Source organism: Desulfobacterales bacterium, from assembly GCA_034520365.1.
Lineage (GTDB): Bacteria > Desulfobacterota > Desulfobacteria > Desulfobacterales > Desulfosalsimonadaceae > M55B175.
Window position 1 is genome coordinate 658710 of the sequence record JAXHNP010000003.1, and the last position, 20454, is coordinate 679163.

Genomic DNA, 20454 nt, shown 5'->3' on the forward strand with positions numbered 1-20454 from the left:
TATCCAGCCTCTATTTTTCAGATGCCGTTTCCGGCACAACAATAATCTTCTGTGCCAGGCCGCGGCCCAATACGTATCGGTTGAAATCCAGGGCCACCACCAGCTGGCCGCTGCCCGTATTACTGATGACCTCGATGCGGTCATCCACCCGAAAGCCCATGCTCAAAAGCCGCATCCGGGCATTGTGGCCGCCGATAAATTCCTTTATTTTCAGCCGCTCGCCCGGTTTGGCCATAATCAGGGGCATGGACTGATTCCGGGTCTCCATGCATTCGGAACAGATGCCGTATATGTTCATCTGATGCTGCAGCATGTGAAATCCGTAGTCCGATACAATCCGTGACTGGAGCTCTTCGAGCTTATCATTTTTGAATTCAATAATCTTGCCGCATTTGGTACAGATCATATGGTCATGATGCTGCCCCAGATGGCGGTGCTCATATCGGACATCCCCGTTTTCAAACCGGATTTTCTGGGCAAAACCGAAATGGCACATGAACTGCAGCGTCTCCTCCACAAAGTCCGGAGAAAAATCGTCCCCCTGCGCCTTGAGCCGCTCAAGCAGCTCAGCCGCTGTCACATGGCTTTCGGTTTTTAAAAAAACTTCGAGAACCTTATAGCGATCCTCAAAGCGATCAACATGTTCGTCTTTAAACAGTTTTTCAAACTGCTTTTTCTCATATGTATGGAGCTGTGTCATAGGGCTACCTGCCGGAACTGATTTTAGAGAATAGAGTTAAATATTACAGGCCTTTCATCTTGTCAATAAAACTGACATAATATAAAGCCTGCATAATACAGGTCAAGGTGCAATCCCGGAACGCCACGGTGAATTTGTTCTGGCGAACAACCCCATAACCATGGGGTTGTTCGCATTTAAGGTCGGCACGGTGGCCGACCCTACAAAATGTCGGCATTCTCGCGGGCCACCGTGCCCACCATCAATTAAGGTCGGCGCGGTGGCCGACCCTACGACGGTTATCCGCCGGCCCAACTCATTCTTGTCGCGTAGGGCGGGCCACCGTGCCCGCCTGAAAAATAGATAGAACAAATTTACCGTAACCGGGACGCCGCCAAACTTAAACTTGACTTTTTGCGGCCGGAGAAATTAAAGTTAAACTCGATTGTTGAATTGAATTCATTTTTAAAATCAAATTCATGTTTTTCAAATAAGCCCATCCCTATTATACTAAATAATTTGTTACAGGTATCAGAGAGACACACACAAACAAAATCGCTGCAAACAGCCGGAGGCTGAATATGGAAGCCATCAAAAGCCGGGTCAATGTCAACAGCTCGGAATACCGAACCAATTACAGCCACATGGCATCCCTGGTCGAGGATTTAAATAACGAAATAAACCGGGCCGCCCGGGAGCGCCCCAAGGAAAACCTGGACCGTCTGGCCGCAGAGGGCAAACTCACCTGCCGGGAGCGGATTGATCTGCTGCTGGATCACAACACCCCGTTTCTTGAGATCGCCCCGCTGGCCGGGCGGGATATGTATGACGGCAAAATTCACGGCGCGGGCATCGTTGCCGGCATCGGTGTGGTTTCCGGAAAGGAGACCCTTATCCATGCATTCGATCCCTCCCTTATTGGCGGCAACATCTACCCCATTGCCATCAAGAAAACCCTGCGCTGCCAGCAGATTGCGCTCGAAAACCGGCTCCCCATCGTCTATCTGCTGGACTCCCTGGTCCCCTACCTGCCCCTGGAATTCGAGGTCTTCCCGGATGTGGCCGACGGGGGGCGTGTCTATTACAACCAGGCCATGCTTTCAAAAAAGGGAATCCCGCAAATCGCCGGCGTATTCGGGGTTTGCACCGCAGGGGACGCCTATATTGCCGCGATGTCGGACGAAGTGGTGCATGTCAAAGGAAACGGCGCCATCTTTTTGGGCAGCCCGCCGGTGGTCAAAGCCGTGACCGGCGAGACAGTGACCGCGGAAGAACTCGGCGGGGCGGATATGCACTGCAAAAAATCCGGGGTATCGGATTACTGTGCGGCAGATGACGCAGAGGCGATCCATATCATTCGAAACATTACGAAAAACCTGCCGGCCGTGGAAAAGACCAAGGTGTCCATGCAGGTGCCCGCTCCGCCCGCCTATGATCCCAGGGAGATTTACGGCATCGTGAGCCGCGATTTGTCCCGGCCCTATGAGGTACGCGAAGTGATTGCCCGGATCGTGGATAAAAGCGAATTTCTGGAGTTCAAGCCCCTATACGGCCAGACCCTGGTCTGCGGCTGGGCCTATATCCACGGCTATCCGGTGGGGATTCTGGCCAACAACGGGGTCCTGTTCTCCGAAGGCGCGGAAAAAGCCGCCCAGTTTATCCAGATATGCGACCGCCGGCAAACGCCCCTGGTATTTCTGCAGAACATCAGCGGGTTCATGGTGGGAAAAGCCTATGAACGGGGCGGCATCACCAAACACAGCCAGAAAATGTTAAACGCCGTGGCCACCGCCACCGTGCCGAAATTCACGGTGATGATGGGCGCCTCCTACGGGGCCGGCAATTACGGTATGTGCGGCCGGGGCTGCGGCCCGAGGTTTTTGTGGAACTGGCCCAATACGGAAATCGGGGTCATCAGCGGGAGAAAAGCCGCGGAAATGCTGGTTACCACTAAAAATGATCAGTTGACCAACGCCGGAGAGCCGCCCATGACCCAAAACGAGGCAAAGGCGATCCGCAAACGAATTATTGAGAAAGCCGCCCAGGAAGGCAATGCCTATAATTCAACCGCCAAAATCGGGGATGACGGCATTATAGACCCGGCCAAAACCCGGGATGTTCTGGGGCTTTCCATTTCCGCGGCCCTGAACGCCCCGATCCGGGATGATGTGATGGGCTACGGCAATTTCAGAATGTAGTCGTCTTACTATTAATCTTAATCAGATGTCATTTCGAGCGCCAGCGAGAAATCTGGCATTTAATCATCGCAGAAAGATTTCTCGTCGCTGCCGCTCCTCGAAATGACAGTTTAGGAGATTTCAAAGGAAATGTTTAAAAAAATCCTAATCGCCAACCGGGGGGAAATCGCGGTCCGCATCATCCGCGCCTGCCGGGAAATGGGAATCGCCACGGTGGCCGTATTTTCCGAGGCGGATGAAAAGGCGCTTCACGTCCTGTATGCGGATGAAGCGGTCAGCCTCGGCGAGACCCCGGCGGTCAAAAGCTACCTAAATATTGATAAAATCATCACCGCCGCCAAAACCACCCGCGCGGCGGCCATCCACCCGGGATACGGCTTTTTATCGGAAAATGCGGAGTTCGCCCGAAAATGCGCGGAGGCCGGGATTACCTACATCGGTCCCTCGCCCGAGGTCATCAGCAATTTGGGGGATAAAACCACGGCGCGACAGATTATGATGGACAGCGGCGTGCCGGTGATCCCCGGCACGCCCGGGGCCATATCCGATCCCACAGTTGCGGCCGAAGAGGCCAAAAAAATCGGCTATCCGGTCCTGATCAAGGCCGCGGGCGGCGGGGGCGGCAAAGGCATGCGGGTGGTCAACTCCGAAAAAGAAATCAAAGACGCCTTTAACCGGGCCACCAGCGAAGCCACGGCCGCATTCGGAAACGGCACGGTATACATGGAAAAATACCTCACCGCCCCCCGGCATGTCGAGTTCCAGATTCTGGCCGACAGTTACGGCCATGTGATCCACCTGCTGGAGCGGGAATGCTCGATTCAGCGCCGGCATCAGAAACTGATCGAAGAAACCCCCTCTCCGGCCCTCACCCCGGCAATGCGGGAGGAAATGGGGGCGGCCGCGGTGGCCGCGGCCCGGGCCGCCGGATACGTAAACGCCGGTACCGTGGAGTTTCTGCTGGATGAGGACGGCAGCTTCTACTTTTTAGAGGTAAACACACGGCTTCAGGTGGAACATCCCATCACTGAGCTGGTCACCGGCGTTGATATCGTCCGCCGGCAGATCGAAATCGCGGCCGGCCAGCCTCTTGATATGGACCAGGCGGACGTTGTCGGCCGTGGCCATGCCATTGAATGCCGGATATATGCCGAAGACCCGGAGAATAACTTTTTCCCGTCTCCCGGCAAAATCCTTTATCTGCACGAACCAAGAGGGCCGGGCATCCGGATCGACTCCGGGGTCTATCCCACCTATACCGTGCCCGTGGCCTATGACCCGATCCTTTGCAAACTCATCGTCTGGGACGAGGACCGGGAGCATGCGATCAGCCGCATGATCAGCGCCCTGTGCGACTTCGTGCTTTTGGGCATCAAGACATCGATCCCGTTTTTATTAAAAATCCTGCAGTCCGAGCGATTCATCGAGGGCAATGTGGATACCCGCTTTATCGAGACCCAGCTCATCCACACCCTGCCCAGCAGCCGGTATACGGAAACCGCCGGGCTTGCCTTTGTGGGCGATGAAATCACCCGTAACCCCCGCACCCGCTCGCTTACCCCGGCGGAAAGCCGGCCGCCCACGCCCTGGCAGTCCTTAGGGCAATGGCGGATGGTCGGTTAAACTTTTGGGAGGCTTCCATGTTTAAATACCTGTTCCACCCGATTATGATTAACCGGCTGGAGATCAAAAACCGGATCGCCTATCCGTCCCTGGGGCTTTTGTACTCCTATGACAGCAAGTTCGGATGAAGGGTCGGCACGGTGGCCGACCCTACGACGGGCAGATTTTTTCCCATGCGTAGGGCGCGGGCCACCGCGCCCGCCTGAAAAATTTTTCCCATGCGTAGGGCGGGCCACCGTGCCCGCCTGAAAAATTGGGGTTATTACATTTAATGTACACCTGGAACCTGGAAAGTGAACGGCTTGAGGCCGAAACCTATCTTTCGGGCCGGCGGGCGGATTTCACCGCCACCTACATGAAGGTGGCCAACCTTCAGTTTATTATCGAGCAGCAGCCGGAAATCATTCAGCCGGGCACTATCAACGCCCTGTGCTGCGTACTTGAGGGCAACGAGCACAAAAGCCAGCGGCAGGTATTCTTTCTTTTTAAAAAAGCGGCAGAGGGTCTTGCCGCGATCATCTGCCAGGCCGCCACCGCTGAACTGGCAGATCAGGCGCGAAAGACCCTTACCCATATCCTGTGCACCCACACCGGCCCGGCCTTCCGCGCAGCCGCCGAAGCCATGGGCGCTTTGCCGATAAGCATCAATCCCCCGGCATTTGACTGCTCCCAGCCGCCCGACCCGGCCGTTCAGCCGGTGCAGCATCTGGCGGATCTCCTGGGCAAAGGGCCGCCCCGCGCCATGCGATGGATGGGCCGAAACCTGGTGCTATCCCTGTCGGAGAATTCCGGTGAGCGGCTGGTTTTCAAATTCGCACGATCCGGCCAGCCCCTCTCCGATCTGACCCTGGAAACCCGGTGGATGCGTTTTATGGCGGCTCTTGAGCTGCCCGCCGCCTACCGGTTTGGCATCCCCAAGCCCCTGGCCCGGCCCGAACATCTGATCTACCGGTTTCATCCCGACGCTCTGGATATTCCGGTATCCCTGGATATTGATAAAAACCGCTATGCCATCGGGTTTTCGGTGCCCAAGGCCTATTTCCAATATCCCAATCATGCCGCAGAGGCTAAAATCCCTGACATTGACGCCTGTTGCTCCATTTTATGCAAAAACGCCCGAACTTTGGGCCGCCTGGCCAGCCTCGGCATTATCCATACCGCGCCCATTCCGCTTTTCCATAACCGGGTCCAGCGCCACCGCCGCGAGGATCACGGCCTCTATGAATGGCGGCGGGGCGGGCGCCTGGACCAGTGGCTGGCCTCGTGCCGCTACCCCAACATCGGGGCCAGCGGCATCCGGGATTTTGAACATTTTATTGCATTTAACGGCCCGGGCCGAAGGCTCTACGACCACATCGGCGCCCATGTATTCAGCCTGATCCTGATTGCGGGCAGCTATTTCCGGAACCTGGATGAAACCCGGATCGGCCTGGATGAAAACGGCGCCCCAATAGACGTTCGGGCCTTATTCGATCGGAAATGGCTGACCCGGGTGCTGAGCGAGATATTTGACAATTATTATAGCGGCTTTACCGGACTTCACTACGAAAGCCCCTATCCCTGCGATTTGGAGCATTTAAGCCGCCGGCTCATAGAGGAAATGGGGGTGGACCGGCACATGGAGGAAACCCTGCGCGTGGCCGAACAAAATTCGATGACCGGCGATGAATTTCATGCGTTTCTGGCAAACCGTGGATTTACGAAAGAGCAGATCGCTGACGCCGAAAAAGGTGAAGCGGATATCACCATCCTCACCGGCCCGCATTTAGGCGGGTTCAACCAGCGCATCTCCATCCCGGAGCTCACCGAATACACCGCCGCCCTATCCGCCCTCTGCATTATGGACCGGTATTGGCAGTCAAAATGAAATGCAATGAAAAATTTATATCAGGTATCGGGAGCCTCAAAAATCCGATAGACCAGGCCGTTAACTTTTTCAAAATGATGATCGAAAGTCACAAGTTCCGCACCGGTTTCCATGGTTTGGGCGGCAATCCAAATGTCGTTTGAGGGTATTGGCGTCCCTTGTTCTTTGAGCCGGGCGGCAATCCTCGCATACCTGTCTGAGGTGATTTCAGTCAGATTGATGATTTCTACGACCGGATGTTCAAGGAAGCGATTTAATTCCGCCATATTCTTTTCAAATCGGGAGCCCCTTCTGAAACCGAACAAAAGCTCCCCCAGCACAATAGGCGAGATAAAGATTGAATGCGAGCCCCTCCCGCAGTTCCCACGTAGGGTGGATAAGCGCAGCGCATCCACCTAAATCGATAAGCCGCTTATGCGTGGGCTCACGGAACTTTTCCGCCTTATCCCGCCTGATTTTATCCTAAATTGAGCGATTTTCAAGTTTGCCGCAGATACAAGGAAAATGCTGTCGAGCTATAGTATAGTGGCCTATGCGAGACAGCATTTGACGCAGTAGATGCGGTGAAATTGAAAATCCCGGAGGGTTCCAAATTTTAAACTAAAAAATGCTTCAACTCCTTCCCGGAGTTGGAGCAACGGGTGTCGGGAATTGGAGCGAGCCGAATTGATTGCCTTTTTTCAAGAGAAGACCTATTCCTAAATGCTGCTTGCTGGGTATTAAAAGCAATGTTCTGGCGTTAGACTGCAAAAAGAAAATTTAATGAGGAGTTTTATAAAGATCGTCGTGGTCCAGGATGCGCAAAAGATTTATGGGGAAGGTCCAGTCCGGCGCGCCATTCTCCCGATAGGCCGAAGGTTCAAAGGATATCCGGTATTTTAAGTCCACACGAGCTGACCAGGCACTTGGATCATTGGCGATCCGCTCAATTTTCAGTCCAGGATGAAGGGGATTGGCTTCCAGAAACTTCAAACATTTGGCGATTTTTTTGATTAACGCCGGATTCTTTTTGAATTTTTCAAGATCCGCGACGAACTTTTTATTCGGTATCAGTTCCGGCATCGGCAAGTTCCTCGTCAAACCATTCCGGGAATGTGGCCGGTTCGGATTCTCTAGCCTCTTTAATTTTTAATGTGCCGGCATCGCTGAGTTTGATACTGCGATATATTTCAACCGGAAAAAGCGTGATGGCCCCGCCGGGTGCCACTGTCAGCTCCAGGTGGGTTCCTGACCGGATACCTAAATCCTTTCGCACGGAAGCCGGCAAATTGATACTGCCTCTTTTGTCGATGGTTACGAGCATAATGTCCTCTTTTGGGAGATCGGTTAAAGCGTAAATTGCTTTAAAATTAAGATATGCAATAAATGTCAAAATGTCAAGATGACAAAATTATGTTTTTTCAATGTGATATTGATAGAGGAGTTGAATCGCAATTGGATAAGGCCATGTCGGTTAATTATCAAATGACTTGATTTTAATCTTGCCCATATTCTCCCATGGTTTTGGCGGTGTTACCCGCCATAATATGAATTCAGTATTACCAATTTGAGTGGCAGCCCATACGGTAGTGATTTCTGATGGTATTTCCGGGGCTTTTTGAGGAAGACGAGAGCCTGACATAATCTTCCATGCAAGAAAATTTGTTTTGGCGTCAATCAAAATAAATAAATGACGTTCGGGTTTGCCTGAATTTGTCAATTTCTTGATATTATCAGTTTTATCAAAACTCTTTTTTTATTTGATTTTCAAAGTATTCCAAATTAACCAAGCCACCGCCTCCGGAGTCTGTTAAACAGATTTTTGGCCCGGATGTTTCATATGAGAAACCGGCCTCAACATATAAGTCTTTACATATATAGTAAATACCATCGTGATTTACAGCATCATCTAAAAAAACCGATGAATCCCCTGTCGTTCAATCTCAGCCGATTTTGATCATTGGATGTTTCAATCCTTGTTTTCCTGGAAGGTTCCCGTCAATAAATGCCTGCCCGCAGCGCGGCGGCATAGGCATAAAGTTTCAACCCTTGGTTTTCCTGGAAGGGGTGGCGTCTAAAGAAACAATCCACCTAATGGTAGAAGAAGTTAAATGCTGCGGTATTTGAAACAATAATTTCCTGAAATAAATATTTAATTGAAGGTGGTCCCTAATTCAATATATTGTGGTCCAGATAAACCTATGAGAATGAGGACTCTGTTTGGAGTGCTCAGCGGTCCTAAAATTCGCATAGCTGAAGTTTATAGCCGCATGTTGCACTGAACCCCCCAATAAATGTCTCCCCGTCATTTCATATTTTACCATTGCCACCAATCCGTTCAATTCTTAATATATAGTAATAACAATCAGAAATATGTTTTACTCACAGGATGTTCAAGCAGATAGGCATCCCAAAGGGTTTATAAAGATACTTATTGGAAAACCATTCAGGCCATATATTCCCGATGGACTTCTTGATCTAACCCCGGGAGCTCGTTATGACGGATGAAAAGAAAAACATCCCCCGATCACTATCCAACGCGACCTCATTCCATGAGCCTTCACAAATCCACGAACAAGCAGAGCAAAAGGCCAAATCCATGCACCTTTCCGACATAGATGCCATGACGCGTGAAGAAATTCGGCAAATCGTTCATGAAATGCAGGTAAAGCAGCTCGAGGCCAATCTGCATGCCGAGCAATTGAGCAGCCAGCTTGAAAAAACCATTGCCCGGGCCGAGCTTTCGACGGCGTTGGACGCACTTTCTGCGCACCTGGCGATTACCAATGAAGCGGGAACAATTACAGCCGTAAACAGCGCCTGGAGACAATTTGCCCATTCTAACGCGGCAATATTGTCCAAAACTGGTGAAGGTGTCAATTATTTTGATATATGCGACAACGCGATCGGCCCTGATGCCGAAAATGCCGCTGAATTTGCCAAAGGCATGCGAGCTGTTCTGGATGGCGGAAAAACCGATTTTGCGATGGAATATCCCTGTCATTCGAGCACAGAGCAGAGATGGTTTATCGGAAGGGTAACCCGGTTCGCGGCCAATGAGGAAACACGGCTGGTTGTCGTGCACGAAAATATAACGATGCGCAAGCAGGCCGAAGAGTTGCTGCGCGAAAGCGAAGAACGGTTTAAAACCATGTTTCGGGAATCTCCGGTTTCAATAATCGTTCACGACAAGAAGACCGGCGAGATAGTAGACGCGAATGAAGCCGCCTATACTGCCTATGGATTTTCCTCGCTGGACGAACTCAAGGCCAATGAATTCTGGCTGGATTCCCCGTATTCTGCGAAAGAGGCGTTGGACTGGATTCATAAAACCGTTTCTGAAGGCATGCAGCGTTTTGAATGGATGAACCGCAAGGCAACGGGGGAAGTCTTCTGGGAGCAGGTCAGCCTGAGAGCGGTGACGATTAACGGTATCGACAGGATTCTGGCAACCAGTGTTGATATTACCGACCGGAAAAAGATGGAGGAGGCGCTGCAAAAGAGTGAAAAAAAATTCCGCCGCTTGTTTGAAGGATCAGAGGAGGGAATACTTGTAGCCCGCGGGGGTATTATCGAGTTCGCCAACCCTGCTTTGGAGCGCGTCCTGGGATATCCCACAGATAAAATTGTCTCAGACCCCTTTGTATCTCTCATCCATCCTGATGATCGGGAAATGGTTCGTGATCGACACTTCAGGCGGATGCAGGACCAACCTTCTGAGGAATCCTATGAATTCAGGGCTATTACCTCGGACGGGACTGTAAAATGGATCCATATAAATGCTCAGCTTATCGACTGGGATGACACCCCGGCAACCCTGAGCTTTCTCCATGACATCACGGATCGAAAGCATGCCGAACAGCGATTAATGGAAAGCGAAGAGCGGATGCGGGGCATTACGGAGTCAACAGGGGATGCGATCATCATGATGGATAACCAGGGCGCGATTTCTTTTTGGAATCCGGCGGCGACAGAAATACTGGGTTACCGGCCCGAAGAAGCCATCGGGCAAGACCTGCACGAAATGTTGGCGCCCGAACGCTATCATGAAGCAGTAAAATCTAACTTACCGGCGTTTCTGGAAACGGGTTGGGGCAATCTGGTGGGGAAAAAATTAGAATTGTCGGCGTTGAACAAAAATGGGCACGAGATCGCCGTTGCCCTTACGCTCTCGGCAGTTTTTCTCCAGGGGCAATGGCATGCAGTGGGTGTTCTCCGCGATATCACAGAACAGAAAAATATGGAAAAAGATCTGACCCGGCTGGCTGATACGGACGACTTGACGGGCCTTTTTAATCGCCGGGTATTTTTGGAAAGGCTTGCACATGAAATAAGCCGCTGCAAGCGTTACGGTAAGGCCGCCGTGCTGATGATGCTGGATTTGGACCATTTCAAAAAAGTCAACGACACCTATGGGCATGCCGGCGGGGATATGGTTCTTCGCGAATTTGCACGAATCCTCATGGAAACCGTTCGCGAAACGGACGTTTCCGGCCGCATGGGTGGTGAAGAATTTGCTGTGCTTTTGCCGGAAACAACAATCGATGCTGCAATGCCGGTGGCGCGACGGATTTTGCACCTGATCCGGGAAAGTGCTGTAGTGATAGATGGCGAAGAGATCCGATTTACTGCCAGCATCGGCCTGGCACAGGTGCATGCAGATGACACCCACCCGGAGCCCATGCTTGCAAGGGCAGATGCGGCCATGTATCAGGCCAAGGACAAGGGACGGGATAGAGCGGAAATAAAAAATTGATTAAAAAGCATCAAACCCGCATTCATCACATCTGAATTACCCCGATCCCCCCAAAAGGAGTCATGGATGAACATTGCATCATTCTTCGAATGGATTGAACGACACCAACGGGCGAGGTCCATGGCGCCGAGGCCCTGATGCGATGGCGCCATCCGGTGCGGGGAAATATTCCGCCGGGGGAAACTGAAATTCCCGAAAACCTTGATCAGAGTAAAAAAGCACATCGGTCGAACCGGTGGCGTGGCGAGAACAAGCCCCATAGAGAAGCTCATCGGAGAGCTTATCCCCGTGAATGCATGTACTTAGCTTTTTTTGAAAATTTTGAAGCAAGTCCACAATCCTTGCCTTAATGTTGATCAATAATTTCAATAGGTGAGTGAAGAATGTAAAAAGGCGCCAGCAGCTATCCTGTAAAAATGGCGCATACAATATGTGGTAGTGACCTGCGGCGGACCAAAGGCCGGCATTACTGCCTTTTCTGTTTGAGAGTGCTGAGCGGTCCTAAAATTCGCATAGCTGAAGTTTATAGCCGCATGGTGCATTTTCTGAAATTTGATTACCCAGAAAAATCCAGTGCCTATTATTTCGATCCCTATTTCGATCGGGATAGACCAAGATTAATCTGTATATAAGCGGCATTCGCCGCCTACTATAGCAAACCGGCCAACCAAATTCTGAAAATTAAAGAAACAAACTGGAGTTGTGACCATCTCGCTTTAAAACAGATAACGCACTTTGCTTTCCGGGGCGGGTACGGCAGGCGAGATTATCAACCGTTTCAGAACGTCAGAAGCCGGTGAGTAAAAAATCAAGTGCTGCAATTATCTCATCGCGCCGATCTTTAAGGGTGCCCGCCTTTTGCCCCATTGATTGGACCGAAATACCGGCTAACTCGGAGGTAGACATAATAACCAGGGTTTCATTGACCGTGAATTCGGGATTGAGATGCCGGAGAGGTTTTCCCGCAGCCGAGGCATTTATAAGAGGCACAACCACTCGTGTTGCCAGCGTATCGAGCAAGTCGGCCTGAACATCGAGCAAATAAGGAATTTCTTGATTTGTTTCCGGGTTGGAATTTCCATACACATCGAATTGAGCCATCAAAATTTCTTCAAGCCTTCACTGAAAACACCTTTTGTCTGGATGCGATGATTGTAGGCCTCAATTGCATCTCGATTCTCTTTCTTCCATTCATGCTGTTTTGCCTCGGCCAGCATTTCTATAAGATGATTTTCCAGAACATTTGAAAGGTTTATATGGAGCTCTTTTGCCTTCATGAGAAGATCGCTGTTGATGCTGAGATTGGCAGCCTTTTTTGGCGCGTTGGTGTTATAAAAATTAACTACTTTCATGTGACCTCCTTGTGCGCAAAAATTATGCGCATATTATATCCATGTAAATGTATTTTGTCAAGATCTTGCTGTGAAAGTGCTGGAGATTCTTGAGTAGGAATAGTTATATTGGAAGGCTGGATCTCTAAAATCTGGGTCGATCAGAATCTCAGCCTTCCTTGCTAATATATTCATCAGCGGAGCCAGCCTGATAAATCAACATTGTAAAAAGAAAGAGTCAGCTATACATTAAAATGCAGCCATACCACATATGGTGGTTTCCATAGGCAGCAAATTTCGCTCTATCTGCCTTTTATCTTGTCACCATAATCGTTGTTGCAATTCCGATTTGACCTATAGCTGGATTTTGGCATTCCCCACAGGCGTAATGATGACCTCTAAACGAAGTACCTAACTGTTCCATCACATATTAGACGCCGAGGCGGAGAAAGGTTGTTGACAATAGATGCCTCCAGCGATCTCTTTAGGGTAAACGTAAGAGCAAGATTAAGACGAAGGGGGTAGTGAGTATGCCGGGGGCAACACCAATTTTAATTGATTCGCCCCCCCCGGAAAGCGACGGAATTAAAGGTTGCACCGCCCGCTTAAACGTCCAGATGATTGGAAATGCCAAAGGCCTGAGTGAAGCAAACCACGATCTATCCTTTTTGCTCCGAATCTTTCTAAGCTGCCAGCGCCTCGGCATCAGCCGATCTCTTGTTCTTCCAGTTTTTTTCTTGTTGATAATAAGATCGCTGATCCAAGGAATGCGGACTTCAATCCCATCAATGTTGACCGGGATTGAAGTTTTGTATGTAGGTTCAAACCGGAGTCCTGATGCGGCTGTGATAATATCAATGCGTCTCGGAGCGACGCCTATTTGAAAAATAGTTCCATCTGTCTGAAGATCTTGCCTGGTCAGATTGTGCAAAAGCGCGCCGAAACAGCGCAATTCCCGAAGGACCGCTTCGGCGTTATCAGGCGACGGCATCACCCAGATATCGATGTCCATCGTGGCCAGGGGATAACCATGGGCGGCTTTTTCATCTACACTTGCTTTAAATGGGTACCCCTTTTTAGAATATGATTTCGCCGGTATCAGTAATCCCCAGAGCCTGTAATCCATTAAAACTGCCCATACGATTGCAGAAACTATCCCGTTGTTGAAAAATAATTGCTGACTTTTTCCTTCACCGTAAACCCGATTTTCTTTTTCGGCTCGCTTTCCGGGTTCAGCAGTTGGTCCAGCACTTCGAATACCACCTGAAACCGCTCATCCGTCTGTTTGCGTAATTCTTTAACTTCCTGCTTCAGTTCTTCACTGGCTGAAATCATGTGACGGATTTTCGTAAAGGTCCGCATGATTTCTATATTGACCTTGATGGCCCGATCACTATTTAAAACGCTTGAAAGCATGGCAACCCCTTGTTCTGTGAAAGCGAAAGGTTTATATCTTGCGCCGCCCCAACTTGAGGTCACAATTTGTGACCTCAAGTTGGTAAATTCCTCTTTGCTCATCTCGAACATGAAATCAGAAGGGAATCGATCGATATTTCTTCTGACCGCCTGTTTCAATACTTTTGTTTCGACCCCGTATAGTTCGGCAAGGTCTCTGTCGAGCATGACTCGGACACCGCGGATGAGATAGATTTTCGAAGCAATCGCTTCAGATGAAATCATTTCCGACATTTCAATCCTCTTCTTAATCCTAATCTGTTTGCAGCGAATTCTTTAAGGTCACAATTTGTGACCTCCAATTGCTTCAAAAAAACTGCGACAGCACATCATCATTCACCAATTCCCGGCCAAAGCCCTGTCCCCGTACTTAAATCCGGCGGAAAGCTCTCTGGCAGAAGGGGAAAAGATAGACGATGTTATTTTTCTGCCGGTAAACAGGTACGCCCTACACTGTGTTCCAAGGGCGAGGTTGACGGCCTGGGTGGAGAGCATGGCCTTGTTAGTCAAGAGAATGGATTCGACTTTTCGGGGGGATACGTCGAACTTCTTTTCTTCCTGCTTCAGCCTGAAAATCCCGTCTTTTTGAGTTACGAAAGTCCCGGGTGTATTTATGACAAGCTGCATAGGCAAAAAACCGTGAAGTGATTAGCAGTGAGCGGATATCTTTTGAGAGCATGGCGTATTTTTTGACTTCGATCAAGGAAAAATCCATACGAGATGCGAAGATGTGAATAATAAGCCGGTTTTACCCTCATCCCGACCTTCTCTCAAAGGGAGAAGGAGACAGAAGGAAATTTAGAGTAAGATTAAGAGTAAGAGTAAGAGTAAGAGTAAGACGGTTTAAAGGCCAAACGGGGTCAGGCTTTCAAAGCCCTCGTCGGTGATCACAAAGGTCTGTTCGAACTGGGCGGAGAGCTTGCGGTCTGCGGTAATGGCGGTCCATTGATCGTCTGCGATGAACAGATCGGCTTTTCCGAGGTTGATCATGGGTTCCACGGTAAAAACCATGTTGGGCACCAGCATGATGCCGTTTCCTTTTTTGCCGTAATGCGGGACCTGGGGGGGTTCGTGAAATTCATACCCCACCCCGTGGCCGACGAATTCGCGAACCACGGAACACCCTGCGCTTTCCGCATATTTCTGGATCGCCCAGCCGATGTCGCCGACGTGGTTGCCGGGCGCAAGCATCTCCATGGCGGATTTAAGGCTTTGCGCAGCCACGCTGACGATTTTTTTGGCCGCCGGCCCGGGCTCGCCCACAAAATAGGTCTTATTGGCATCCGCATAAAATCCGTTCAGGCAGTGGGTGACATCCACATTCAGGATATCGCCGTTTTTTAACTTATAGTCGCCGGGGATGCCGTGGCAGATCACTTCATTGACCGATGTGCAGATGCTTTTAGGAAAGCCCCGGTAATTTAAGGGGGCGGGCACAGCGCCGTGTTTTACCGCATACTCATGGGCCAGGGTGTTTAATTCATCGGTTGTAACTCCGGGCTTGATTTGGGCTTCGACCAGATCCAGGGTTTCAAGCACGAGTTTGCCGCAGGTTCTTATCTGTTCGATATCCTTTTCGCTTTTGAGCCGGATATTGTATTTATCCGCATATAATTTTTTATAATCCACCGGCCGCGGGGTTTCGGCATTCATGCAGCATTTTTTGTATTTCTTGCCGCTGCCGCAGGGACAGGGGTCGTTCCGGCCGATTTTTTTTCCCTCGTTTCTGAGCATTTCATCTTCCTAATGTCAACTATCATGGACGCCAAGAGAGGCGATCGATTGAATAATCTTTAAAAATTTGAAGGGACAGTATAGAAACCCGGCTCTCAGGTGTCAAGTAATGGATTGTATCAATCAGGGCTCTTTGATATGAATGCAGTTGATGAAACTTTAAGATTCCTCGCTGACGCTCGGAATGACAGTGGCCGAGGGTTTTTCGCTGACGCTCGGAATGACAGGTGCTGAGGGTTTTTCGCTGACGCTCGGAATGACAGCGGCCATTTGGTATGGTTGGGTTTTTAAAAACTTAAGATTCCTCGCTGGCGCTCGGAATGACAGCGGCCGAGGGTTTTTCGCTGACGCTCAGGATGGCAGGTACGGAAAATTTAGTGGCATCGGCAGTATAAAGAGCTTCCGTGGATTTTGGGACCATTTTTTAGATTAAGATTAAGACGTAAAATAGGATAAATGAGGGATATATATGGCCTATAAACAGGAAGAGATGGTCTTGAAAACCGTAAAGGAGATCGTGGTCAAATTCATTGAAGTGGGCAATATCTCGCCGGCCAGCTTCCACGACCATTTCCGAAATATCTATAAGACCGTGGATGCGGCGGTAAAGGACGCGGAGCGACGGCCCGCATCAAAAGAGGAGGGCGGCGGCGACTAATGGGCCTCCGCCCAGTCGCTGCCCACGCTCCCATTGACCTTGAGCGGCACCTTAAAGGACCAGATGGTCTCCATGATTTCTTTTACCCCGGTTTGGACGCTCATCAGTTCATCCGGCGGCACCTCGAATACCAGCTCATCATGTACGGTCAGCAGCATGGCCGAGCGCAGCTCCTGATCGGTTAAAAACTGATCCGCCCGGATCATGGCCAGCTTGATCAGATCCGCGGCGGTTCCCTGAATTCGTGTATTCACGGCGGTTCTTTCGGCAAAAGCGCGGAAGTTCTTGTTCTGGCTGTCAATATCCGGCAAAAAACGGATGCGCCCCAGCTCGGTGGACACCTGTTTTGTCCGGCGGGCGGACTCGATGGTTTCGTCAATAAAGCGCTTGACCCCGGCATACCGCGTAAAATACTGGTCAATGATGGTTTGGGCCATTTTATGGCTGATACCGAGTTCCCTGGATAAACTGTAGGCGCCCATGCCGTAAATGATGCCGAAATTAATGACCTTGGCCTGCCGCCTGAGCTCGCTGGTGACCGAAACAGGGTCCGCATGAAACACCTCGGCTGCAGTCCGGGTATGCACATCCTCGTCCGCCTGAAAGGATTCAATTAAAATCTGATCATCCGAGTAATGGGCCAGAAGCCGCAGTTCCACCTGGGAGTAATCCAGGGAGACAAATGACCAGCCATCCCTGGGGATGAAGGCCCGGCGCACGTCCCGGCCCGCCTCGGTGCGGATGGGGATGTTCTGCAGATTGGGGTTTGATGAAGAAAGCCTTCCGGTGGCGGTGACGGTCTGGTTGTATGAGGTATGAATCCTCGCGGTTTCCGGGTTTATCAGATCAAACAGGGCATCCACATACGTAGATTTTAACTTTGCGAGCGAGCGGTGATGAAGAATCAAAGCCGGCAGCTCATGGCGTTCGGAAAGCGCGGTCAGCACATCCACATCCGTTGAGTAGCCGGTCTTTTTCTTGGTTTTCTTTTGGGTGGGCAGCTTTAGTTTTTCAAACAAAATCCGGCCCAGCTGCTGGGAGGAGTTGATATTAAATTCCTCGCCCGCCTGCACATATATGGCCGCCTCGGTCTGCTCAAGCTGGGCGGCCAGATCCTTGGAGAACTCCCGGAGCCGGTCCTTGTCCACCCGGATGCCGGTCTCCTCCATTTTCATCAGCACCCGGATCAAAGGCATCTCAACCTTTTCAAACAGGGGCATCAGGCCGGCTTCCGCCAGCATGGGCCGGAAGATATGGTGGGCCTGAAGGGTGACATCCGCGTCTTCGCCGGCATATTCAGTGGCCTTTTCGATGGCCACCTGGTCAAAACAGTCCAGGGTATGATCGCCCTCACGGACCGCCTCCTGGTAGGAAATCATTTTATGCCCCAGGTAATCCAGGGCGATCTGGTCCAGGTTATGCACGCGTTTGCCCGGATTGATGAGGTAGGAGGCCACCATGGTGTCAAACACCACGCCGGCCGGATACACCCCGCAGCGCCTGAATACCATCCAGTCATACTTGATGTTCTGGCCGATTTTGTGGATCGTTTCATCTTCCAGCACCGGCCTTAAACGCTCAAGCACGGTCTGCCGGTCCATCTGATGCTCCGCCCCTTCACCCACATGGGCGCACGGGATATAGAACGCCTGATGCGGCTCAAGGGCCACGGAAATGCCCACCAGTTCGGCAGCCATGGGATTTAAATCCGTGGTTTCCGTGTCAATGGCAAAAATTTCCGAGGCCCTTAACGCGGCGATTAAATCGGCCAAAGCGGCTTCATCCCGGATGGCCTGATAGACATGCGCCTTCTCCTCGGCCTCGGCCGGATAATCCTTCTGGAGCTGCCGGAACTCAAGCTCCTGGAACAGCCGGCCCAGCTTCTGGGGGTCCTCCGGCCGGCGCTTGAAGGCTTCAAGGTCATAGGGAAGCCGGGCATCGATTCGGATGGCGGCCAGATCGCGGCTCAAAAACGCCTGCTCTTTGTTGGCCAGAAGCTTTTCCCGCTGTTTGGGGGATTTGAGGGTGTCGATCCGTTCATACAGGTCCGCCATATCCGTATAGGTTTTCAGCAGATTCAGGGCGGTTTTCTGACCGACGCCCGGCACCCCGGGAATGTTGTCCGAGCTGTCCCCGGCAAGCCCCAGCACATCCACCATTTGAGGGGGCTGAATGCCGTAAGTCTCCCGGACGCTTTCGCGGTCAATATGGATATCCTTCATGGGGTCCCAGATAATGCAGTTTTCCGTGATCAGTTGAACAAAATCCTTATCCCCGGTCACCATGATCACAAAAAAGCCGCCCTCTTCAGCGATCCGGGCATAGGTGCCGATCAGGTCATCGGCCTCATAGCCTTCCTGTTCAATAATCGGGATGTTAAAGCCCTCGGTAATGGCCTTGATATAGGGAATCTGAATCGCCATTTCCTCGGCCATGGGCGGCCGGTTGGCCTTGTAGTCCGCATAGATCTCATGGCGGAAGGTCGGGGCCTTGCTGTCAAAAAACATGGCCGCATAGGCGGGACTTCGGTCATGGATAAGCTTGATCAGCATGCGGGCAAAGCCGTAAGCCGCATTCGTGGGCAGACCGGTGGAGTTGGAAAGACCGCGGATGGCATGAAACGCCCGGTGGATGTAGGCGGTGCCGTCAATCAGATATATGGTCTGTTTATCCGTCATTTGACCCGACACGATCTGCCTGCGGCATGAGAATGCCGTCCAGTTCGGAAAGCCGGCGGATATGGTAATCACCGGGGATTTCGGAGTTGCCGTATGCCGCAAACGGCACCCCGGCCGCAAAAGCCGCCTGGGCGTCAACCGTTGAATCCCCTACATACAGCATTTCCGCCGGTGCGGCGTCAAAATGGGCCAGGACTTTAAGAAGGGAATCGGGATGCGGCTTGGGGTGATCCACATCCAGGGCGGTGACCACCAGATCAAAATAATGGGCAATACCATGGACTTCCAGCACCCGGCCCATGGTGTCCGAACGGTTCGTGGCCACAGCCAGGGTCAAAACCGAACTGTATTTCTCCAGCACGTCAATCAGATCCGGTTCCATTTCCATATGGGGGATAAACGGCCCATAGCCGGTCGCTTTCCGGTATGCCTGGGCGTTTTCGTAGGATTCGGCATCCGGAAAAAGATTGGCCAGGGCCTGATCCACCGTCTGCATCTGGGCATAGGCGAATTGCGCCTCGGTCATGGGCGGCCGGTTCAAATGGGCCAGTATTTGATTGTAAAAGGCCTTATTGGCGGCCTCTGTATCGAACAACACCCCGTCGCAGTCAAATGTTAAAATCCGGACGCTACCCATAGGCGCTACTGGGCGTCCCCGGCCTTTTCCCGGATATCGCCGGTGACAACAACGGATATGGGGGCATGATCGTCTCTGCTGGTTAAAAGCGTAATCCGGTCATAGTATCGGCCGGGCGTATCCTTGATATTGGTAATTTTGAGCTCATAGGCCGGTTTGCCGGAAACTTTGGTTTCCTTTAGTTCATGCGTGATCTCGGTGCCTTTCATGGCCGAGACCTTTAGTATTCTGAAAGCCTCTTTGGTTTCCGGAATAATGGTGACCGTCTGCTCGATGGTCTCTTCTGTACTGCCGGTTAAGATAACGCGCTTTGGCTTAACGGTGGCGAATTTTTCGACCTCACCCCGGACCCATAAGCGAATTTCCTTATTTTCCGGATCATTGGTAATCACCCGGGCGCTTTTTTTCAGTTCCCGGCCCCCGTAGCCCTTGGTGCTGACTTTGACTCTTATTTTTCCCTCACCACCGGGAGGGATCTGTCTCGTATAAGAGACCGTGGTGCAGCCTCACCCGGTGCGCACGTTTTCGATATCCAGGGGGGCATCCCCCGTATTTTGGATAACAAAATCATGGATCACATCGTTTCCCTCCAGCACGGTGCCGAATTGATAGCTTTCTGCGGGGGCCACCGCCTTTGGCGCGGTCTGCTCCGCTGCGGCCGAAACCGCCAGAAAGCACAGAAGGATGCTGATGAGGCCGGTTTTAAAAACAATTGATCTGAAATTACTGTTCATAACAACTCCTGCTCAAACATGTTTGGATTTGAATGCCTGTCACAATAAAATAACCTGATGCGCAGGCTTTTCAATAAAGCCCTATGTAAACGGATGAAATAATTTGTTCAATTAGGGAATATTCG

At 51.1% G+C, this 20454-nt stretch carries 19 protein-coding genes; 6 read left to right on the top strand and 13 right to left on the bottom strand.

Annotated features, from left to right (window positions below; all coding sequences use genetic code 11):
* Positions 1-10: 10 nt before the first annotated feature.
* Positions 11-700, bottom strand: a complete 690-nt coding sequence (locus tag U5L07_06290) for a transcriptional repressor (GenBank protein ID MDZ7831342.1) — start codon at positions 698-700, stop codon at positions 11-13.
* Positions 701-1260: 560 nt separating this feature from the next.
* Between U5L07_06290 and U5L07_06295 the strand changes: the two genes are divergently transcribed.
* From U5L07_06295 to U5L07_06305, 3 genes are all read left to right on the top strand, one after another.
* Positions 1261-2877, top strand: a complete 1617-nt coding sequence (locus tag U5L07_06295; GenBank protein MDZ7831343.1) for a carboxyl transferase domain-containing protein — start codon at positions 1261-1263, stop codon at positions 2875-2877.
* A 129-nt stretch (positions 2878-3006) separates the two neighbouring features.
* Positions 3007-4500 carry an acetyl-CoA carboxylase biotin carboxylase subunit gene (gene accC / locus U5L07_06300; protein MDZ7831344.1) on the top strand — a complete coding sequence of 498 codons (1494 nt, stop codon included), beginning with the start codon at positions 3007-3009 and terminating at the stop codon, positions 4498-4500.
* A 271-nt stretch (positions 4501-4771) separates the two neighbouring features.
* Positions 4772-6367, top strand: a complete 1596-nt coding sequence (locus U5L07_06305; protein ID MDZ7831345.1) for a SidJ-related pseudokinase — start codon at positions 4772-4774, stop codon at positions 6365-6367.
* A 20-nt stretch (positions 6368-6387) separates the two neighbouring features.
* Here U5L07_06305 and U5L07_06310 read toward each other — a convergent pair whose 3' ends face one another.
* The 3 genes from U5L07_06310 to U5L07_06320 form a co-directional block, all read right to left on the bottom strand.
* The gene (locus U5L07_06310) at positions 6388-6762 is read right to left on the bottom strand and encodes a type II toxin-antitoxin system VapC family toxin (protein ID MDZ7831346.1); all 375 of its coding nucleotides are present in this window, start codon (positions 6760-6762) and stop codon (positions 6388-6390) included.
* Between the two features lie 364 nt (positions 6763-7126).
* Positions 7127-7429 carry a hypothetical protein gene (locus tag U5L07_06315; protein MDZ7831347.1) on the bottom strand — a complete coding sequence of 101 codons (303 nt, stop codon included), beginning with the start codon at positions 7427-7429 and terminating at the stop codon, positions 7127-7129.
* A complete protein-coding gene (locus U5L07_06320) occupies positions 7407-7670 on the bottom strand; it encodes an AbrB/MazE/SpoVT family DNA-binding domain-containing protein (GenBank protein ID MDZ7831348.1) in 264 nt (87 codons plus the stop codon). The genes U5L07_06315 and U5L07_06320 overlap by 23 nt, the downstream gene beginning before the upstream one ends.
* Before the next feature lie 1173 nt (positions 7671-8843).
* Between U5L07_06320 and U5L07_06325 the strand changes: the two genes are divergently transcribed.
* Positions 8844-11102: a PAS domain S-box protein gene (locus U5L07_06325; GenBank protein ID MDZ7831349.1), complete on the top strand. Its 2259-nt coding sequence runs from the start codon at positions 8844-8846 to the stop codon at positions 11100-11102.
* Positions 11103-11888: 786 nt separating this feature from the next.
* On the opposite strand, the gene U5L07_06330 is transcribed toward U5L07_06325, so the two are convergent.
* The 6 genes from U5L07_06330 to U5L07_06355 all read right to left on the bottom strand — a co-directional run bounded on the left by U5L07_06330 (position 11889) and on the right by U5L07_06355 (position 15622).
* Positions 11889-12203, bottom strand: coding sequence for a CcdB family protein (locus U5L07_06330; GenBank protein MDZ7831350.1), 315 nt, complete (start codon positions 12201-12203; stop codon positions 11889-11891).
* The gene (locus tag U5L07_06335) at positions 12203-12454 is read right to left on the bottom strand and encodes a type II toxin-antitoxin system CcdA family antitoxin (GenBank protein MDZ7831351.1); all 252 of its coding nucleotides are present in this window, start codon (positions 12452-12454) and stop codon (positions 12203-12205) included. Before U5L07_06335 ends, U5L07_06330 begins: the two co-directional genes overlap by 1 nt.
* 463 nt (positions 12455-12917) lie before the next feature.
* A complete protein-coding gene (locus U5L07_06340) occupies positions 12918-13559 on the bottom strand; it encodes a hypothetical protein (protein ID MDZ7831352.1) in 642 nt (213 codons plus the stop codon).
* Positions 13560-13585: 26 nt separating this feature from the next.
* Positions 13586-14122, bottom strand: a complete 537-nt coding sequence (locus tag U5L07_06345) for an ORF6N domain-containing protein (protein ID MDZ7831353.1) — start codon at positions 14120-14122, stop codon at positions 13586-13588.
* 102 nt (positions 14123-14224) lie between these two features.
* Complete coding sequence (locus tag U5L07_06350; GenBank protein ID MDZ7831354.1) at positions 14225-14515, bottom strand: CRISPR-associated endonuclease Cas1; 291 nt, start codon at positions 14513-14515, stop codon at positions 14225-14227.
* 216 nt (positions 14516-14731) lie between these two features.
* On the bottom strand, positions 14732-15622 hold the full coding sequence (locus U5L07_06355) for a methionyl aminopeptidase (GenBank protein ID MDZ7831355.1): 891 nt from the start codon (positions 15620-15622) through the stop codon (positions 14732-14734).
* A gap of 184 nt (positions 15623-15806) precedes the next feature.
* Between U5L07_06355 and U5L07_06360 the strand changes: the two genes are divergently transcribed.
* Together U5L07_06360 and U5L07_06365 are read left to right on the top strand one after the other, a co-directional pair.
* Positions 15807-16055, top strand: a complete 249-nt coding sequence (locus tag U5L07_06360) for a hypothetical protein (protein ID MDZ7831356.1) — start codon at positions 15807-15809, stop codon at positions 16053-16055.
* Positions 16056-16091: 36 nt separating this feature from the next.
* Positions 16092-16280 carry a conjugal transfer protein TraB gene (locus U5L07_06365; protein MDZ7831357.1) on the top strand — a complete coding sequence of 63 codons (189 nt, stop codon included), beginning with the start codon at positions 16092-16094 and terminating at the stop codon, positions 16278-16280.
* On the opposite strand, the gene polA is transcribed toward U5L07_06365, so the two are convergent.
* From polA to U5L07_06380, 3 genes are read right to left on the bottom strand one after another with little or no spacing between them, the layout of a single operon-like run.
* On the bottom strand, positions 16277-18958 hold the full coding sequence (gene polA, locus U5L07_06370) for a DNA polymerase I (protein MDZ7831358.1): 2682 nt from the start codon (positions 18956-18958) through the stop codon (positions 16277-16279). The two genes, U5L07_06365 and polA, sit on opposite strands and share 4 nt — an antisense overlap.
* On the bottom strand, positions 18948-19595 hold the full coding sequence (locus U5L07_06375; protein ID MDZ7831359.1) for an HAD-IA family hydrolase: 648 nt from the start codon (positions 19593-19595) through the stop codon (positions 18948-18950). Before U5L07_06375 ends, polA begins: the two co-directional genes overlap by 11 nt.
* Before the next feature lie 5 nt (positions 19596-19600).
* Positions 19601-20329, bottom strand: a complete 729-nt coding sequence (locus tag U5L07_06380; GenBank protein MDZ7831360.1) for a DUF1573 domain-containing protein — start codon at positions 20327-20329, stop codon at positions 19601-19603.
* Positions 20330-20454 lie beyond the last annotated feature (125 nt).

What these genes read in the sequence shown, in the direction of transcription:
- U5L07_06290 (MDZ7831342.1), bottom strand. Translation starts at nt 700, where the DNA reads ATGACACAGCTCCATACATATGAGAAAAAGCAGTTTGAAAAACTGTTT.
- U5L07_06295 (MDZ7831343.1), top strand. Translation starts at nt 1,261, where the DNA reads ATGGAAGCCATCAAAAGCCGGGTCAATGTCAACAGCTCGGAATACCGA.
- accC (MDZ7831344.1), top strand. Translation starts at nt 3,007, where the DNA reads ATGTTTAAAAAAATCCTAATCGCCAACCGGGGGGAAATCGCGGTCCGC.
- U5L07_06305 (MDZ7831345.1), top strand. Translation starts at nt 4,772, where the DNA reads ATGTACACCTGGAACCTGGAAAGTGAACGGCTTGAGGCCGAAACCTAT.
- U5L07_06315 (MDZ7831347.1), bottom strand. Translation starts at nt 7,429, where the DNA reads ATGCCGGAACTGATACCGAATAAAAAGTTCGTCGCGGATCTTGAAAAA.
- U5L07_06320 (MDZ7831348.1), bottom strand. Translation starts at nt 7,670, where the DNA reads ATGCTCGTAACCATCGACAAAAGAGGCAGTATCAATTTGCCGGCTTCC.
- U5L07_06325 (MDZ7831349.1), top strand. Translation starts at nt 8,844, where the DNA reads ATGACGGATGAAAAGAAAAACATCCCCCGATCACTATCCAACGCGACC.
- U5L07_06330 (MDZ7831350.1), bottom strand. Translation starts at nt 12,203, where the DNA reads ATGGCTCAATTCGATGTGTATGGAAATTCCAACCCGGAAACAAATCAA.
- U5L07_06335 (MDZ7831351.1), bottom strand. Translation starts at nt 12,454, where the DNA reads ATGAAAGTAGTTAATTTTTATAACACCAACGCGCCAAAAAAGGCTGCC.
- U5L07_06340 (MDZ7831352.1), bottom strand. Translation starts at nt 13,559, where the DNA reads ATGGATTACAGGCTCTGGGGATTACTGATACCGGCGAAATCATATTCT.
- U5L07_06345 (MDZ7831353.1), bottom strand. Translation starts at nt 14,122, where the DNA reads ATGTCGGAAATGATTTCATCTGAAGCGATTGCTTCGAAAATCTATCTC.
- U5L07_06350 (MDZ7831354.1), bottom strand. Translation starts at nt 14,515, where the DNA reads ATGCAGCTTGTCATAAATACACCCGGGACTTTCGTAACTCAAAAAGAC.
- U5L07_06355 (MDZ7831355.1), bottom strand. Translation starts at nt 15,622, where the DNA reads ATGCTCAGAAACGAGGGAAAAAAAATCGGCCGGAACGACCCCTGTCCC.
- U5L07_06360 (MDZ7831356.1), top strand. Translation starts at nt 15,807, where the DNA reads ATGACAGTGGCCGAGGGTTTTTCGCTGACGCTCGGAATGACAGGTGCT.
- U5L07_06365 (MDZ7831357.1), top strand. Translation starts at nt 16,092, where the DNA reads ATGGCCTATAAACAGGAAGAGATGGTCTTGAAAACCGTAAAGGAGATC.
- polA (MDZ7831358.1), bottom strand. Translation starts at nt 18,958, where the DNA reads ATGACGGATAAACAGACCATATATCTGATTGACGGCACCGCCTACATC.
- U5L07_06375 (MDZ7831359.1), bottom strand. Translation starts at nt 19,595, where the DNA reads ATGGGTAGCGTCCGGATTTTAACATTTGACTGCGACGGGGTGTTGTTC.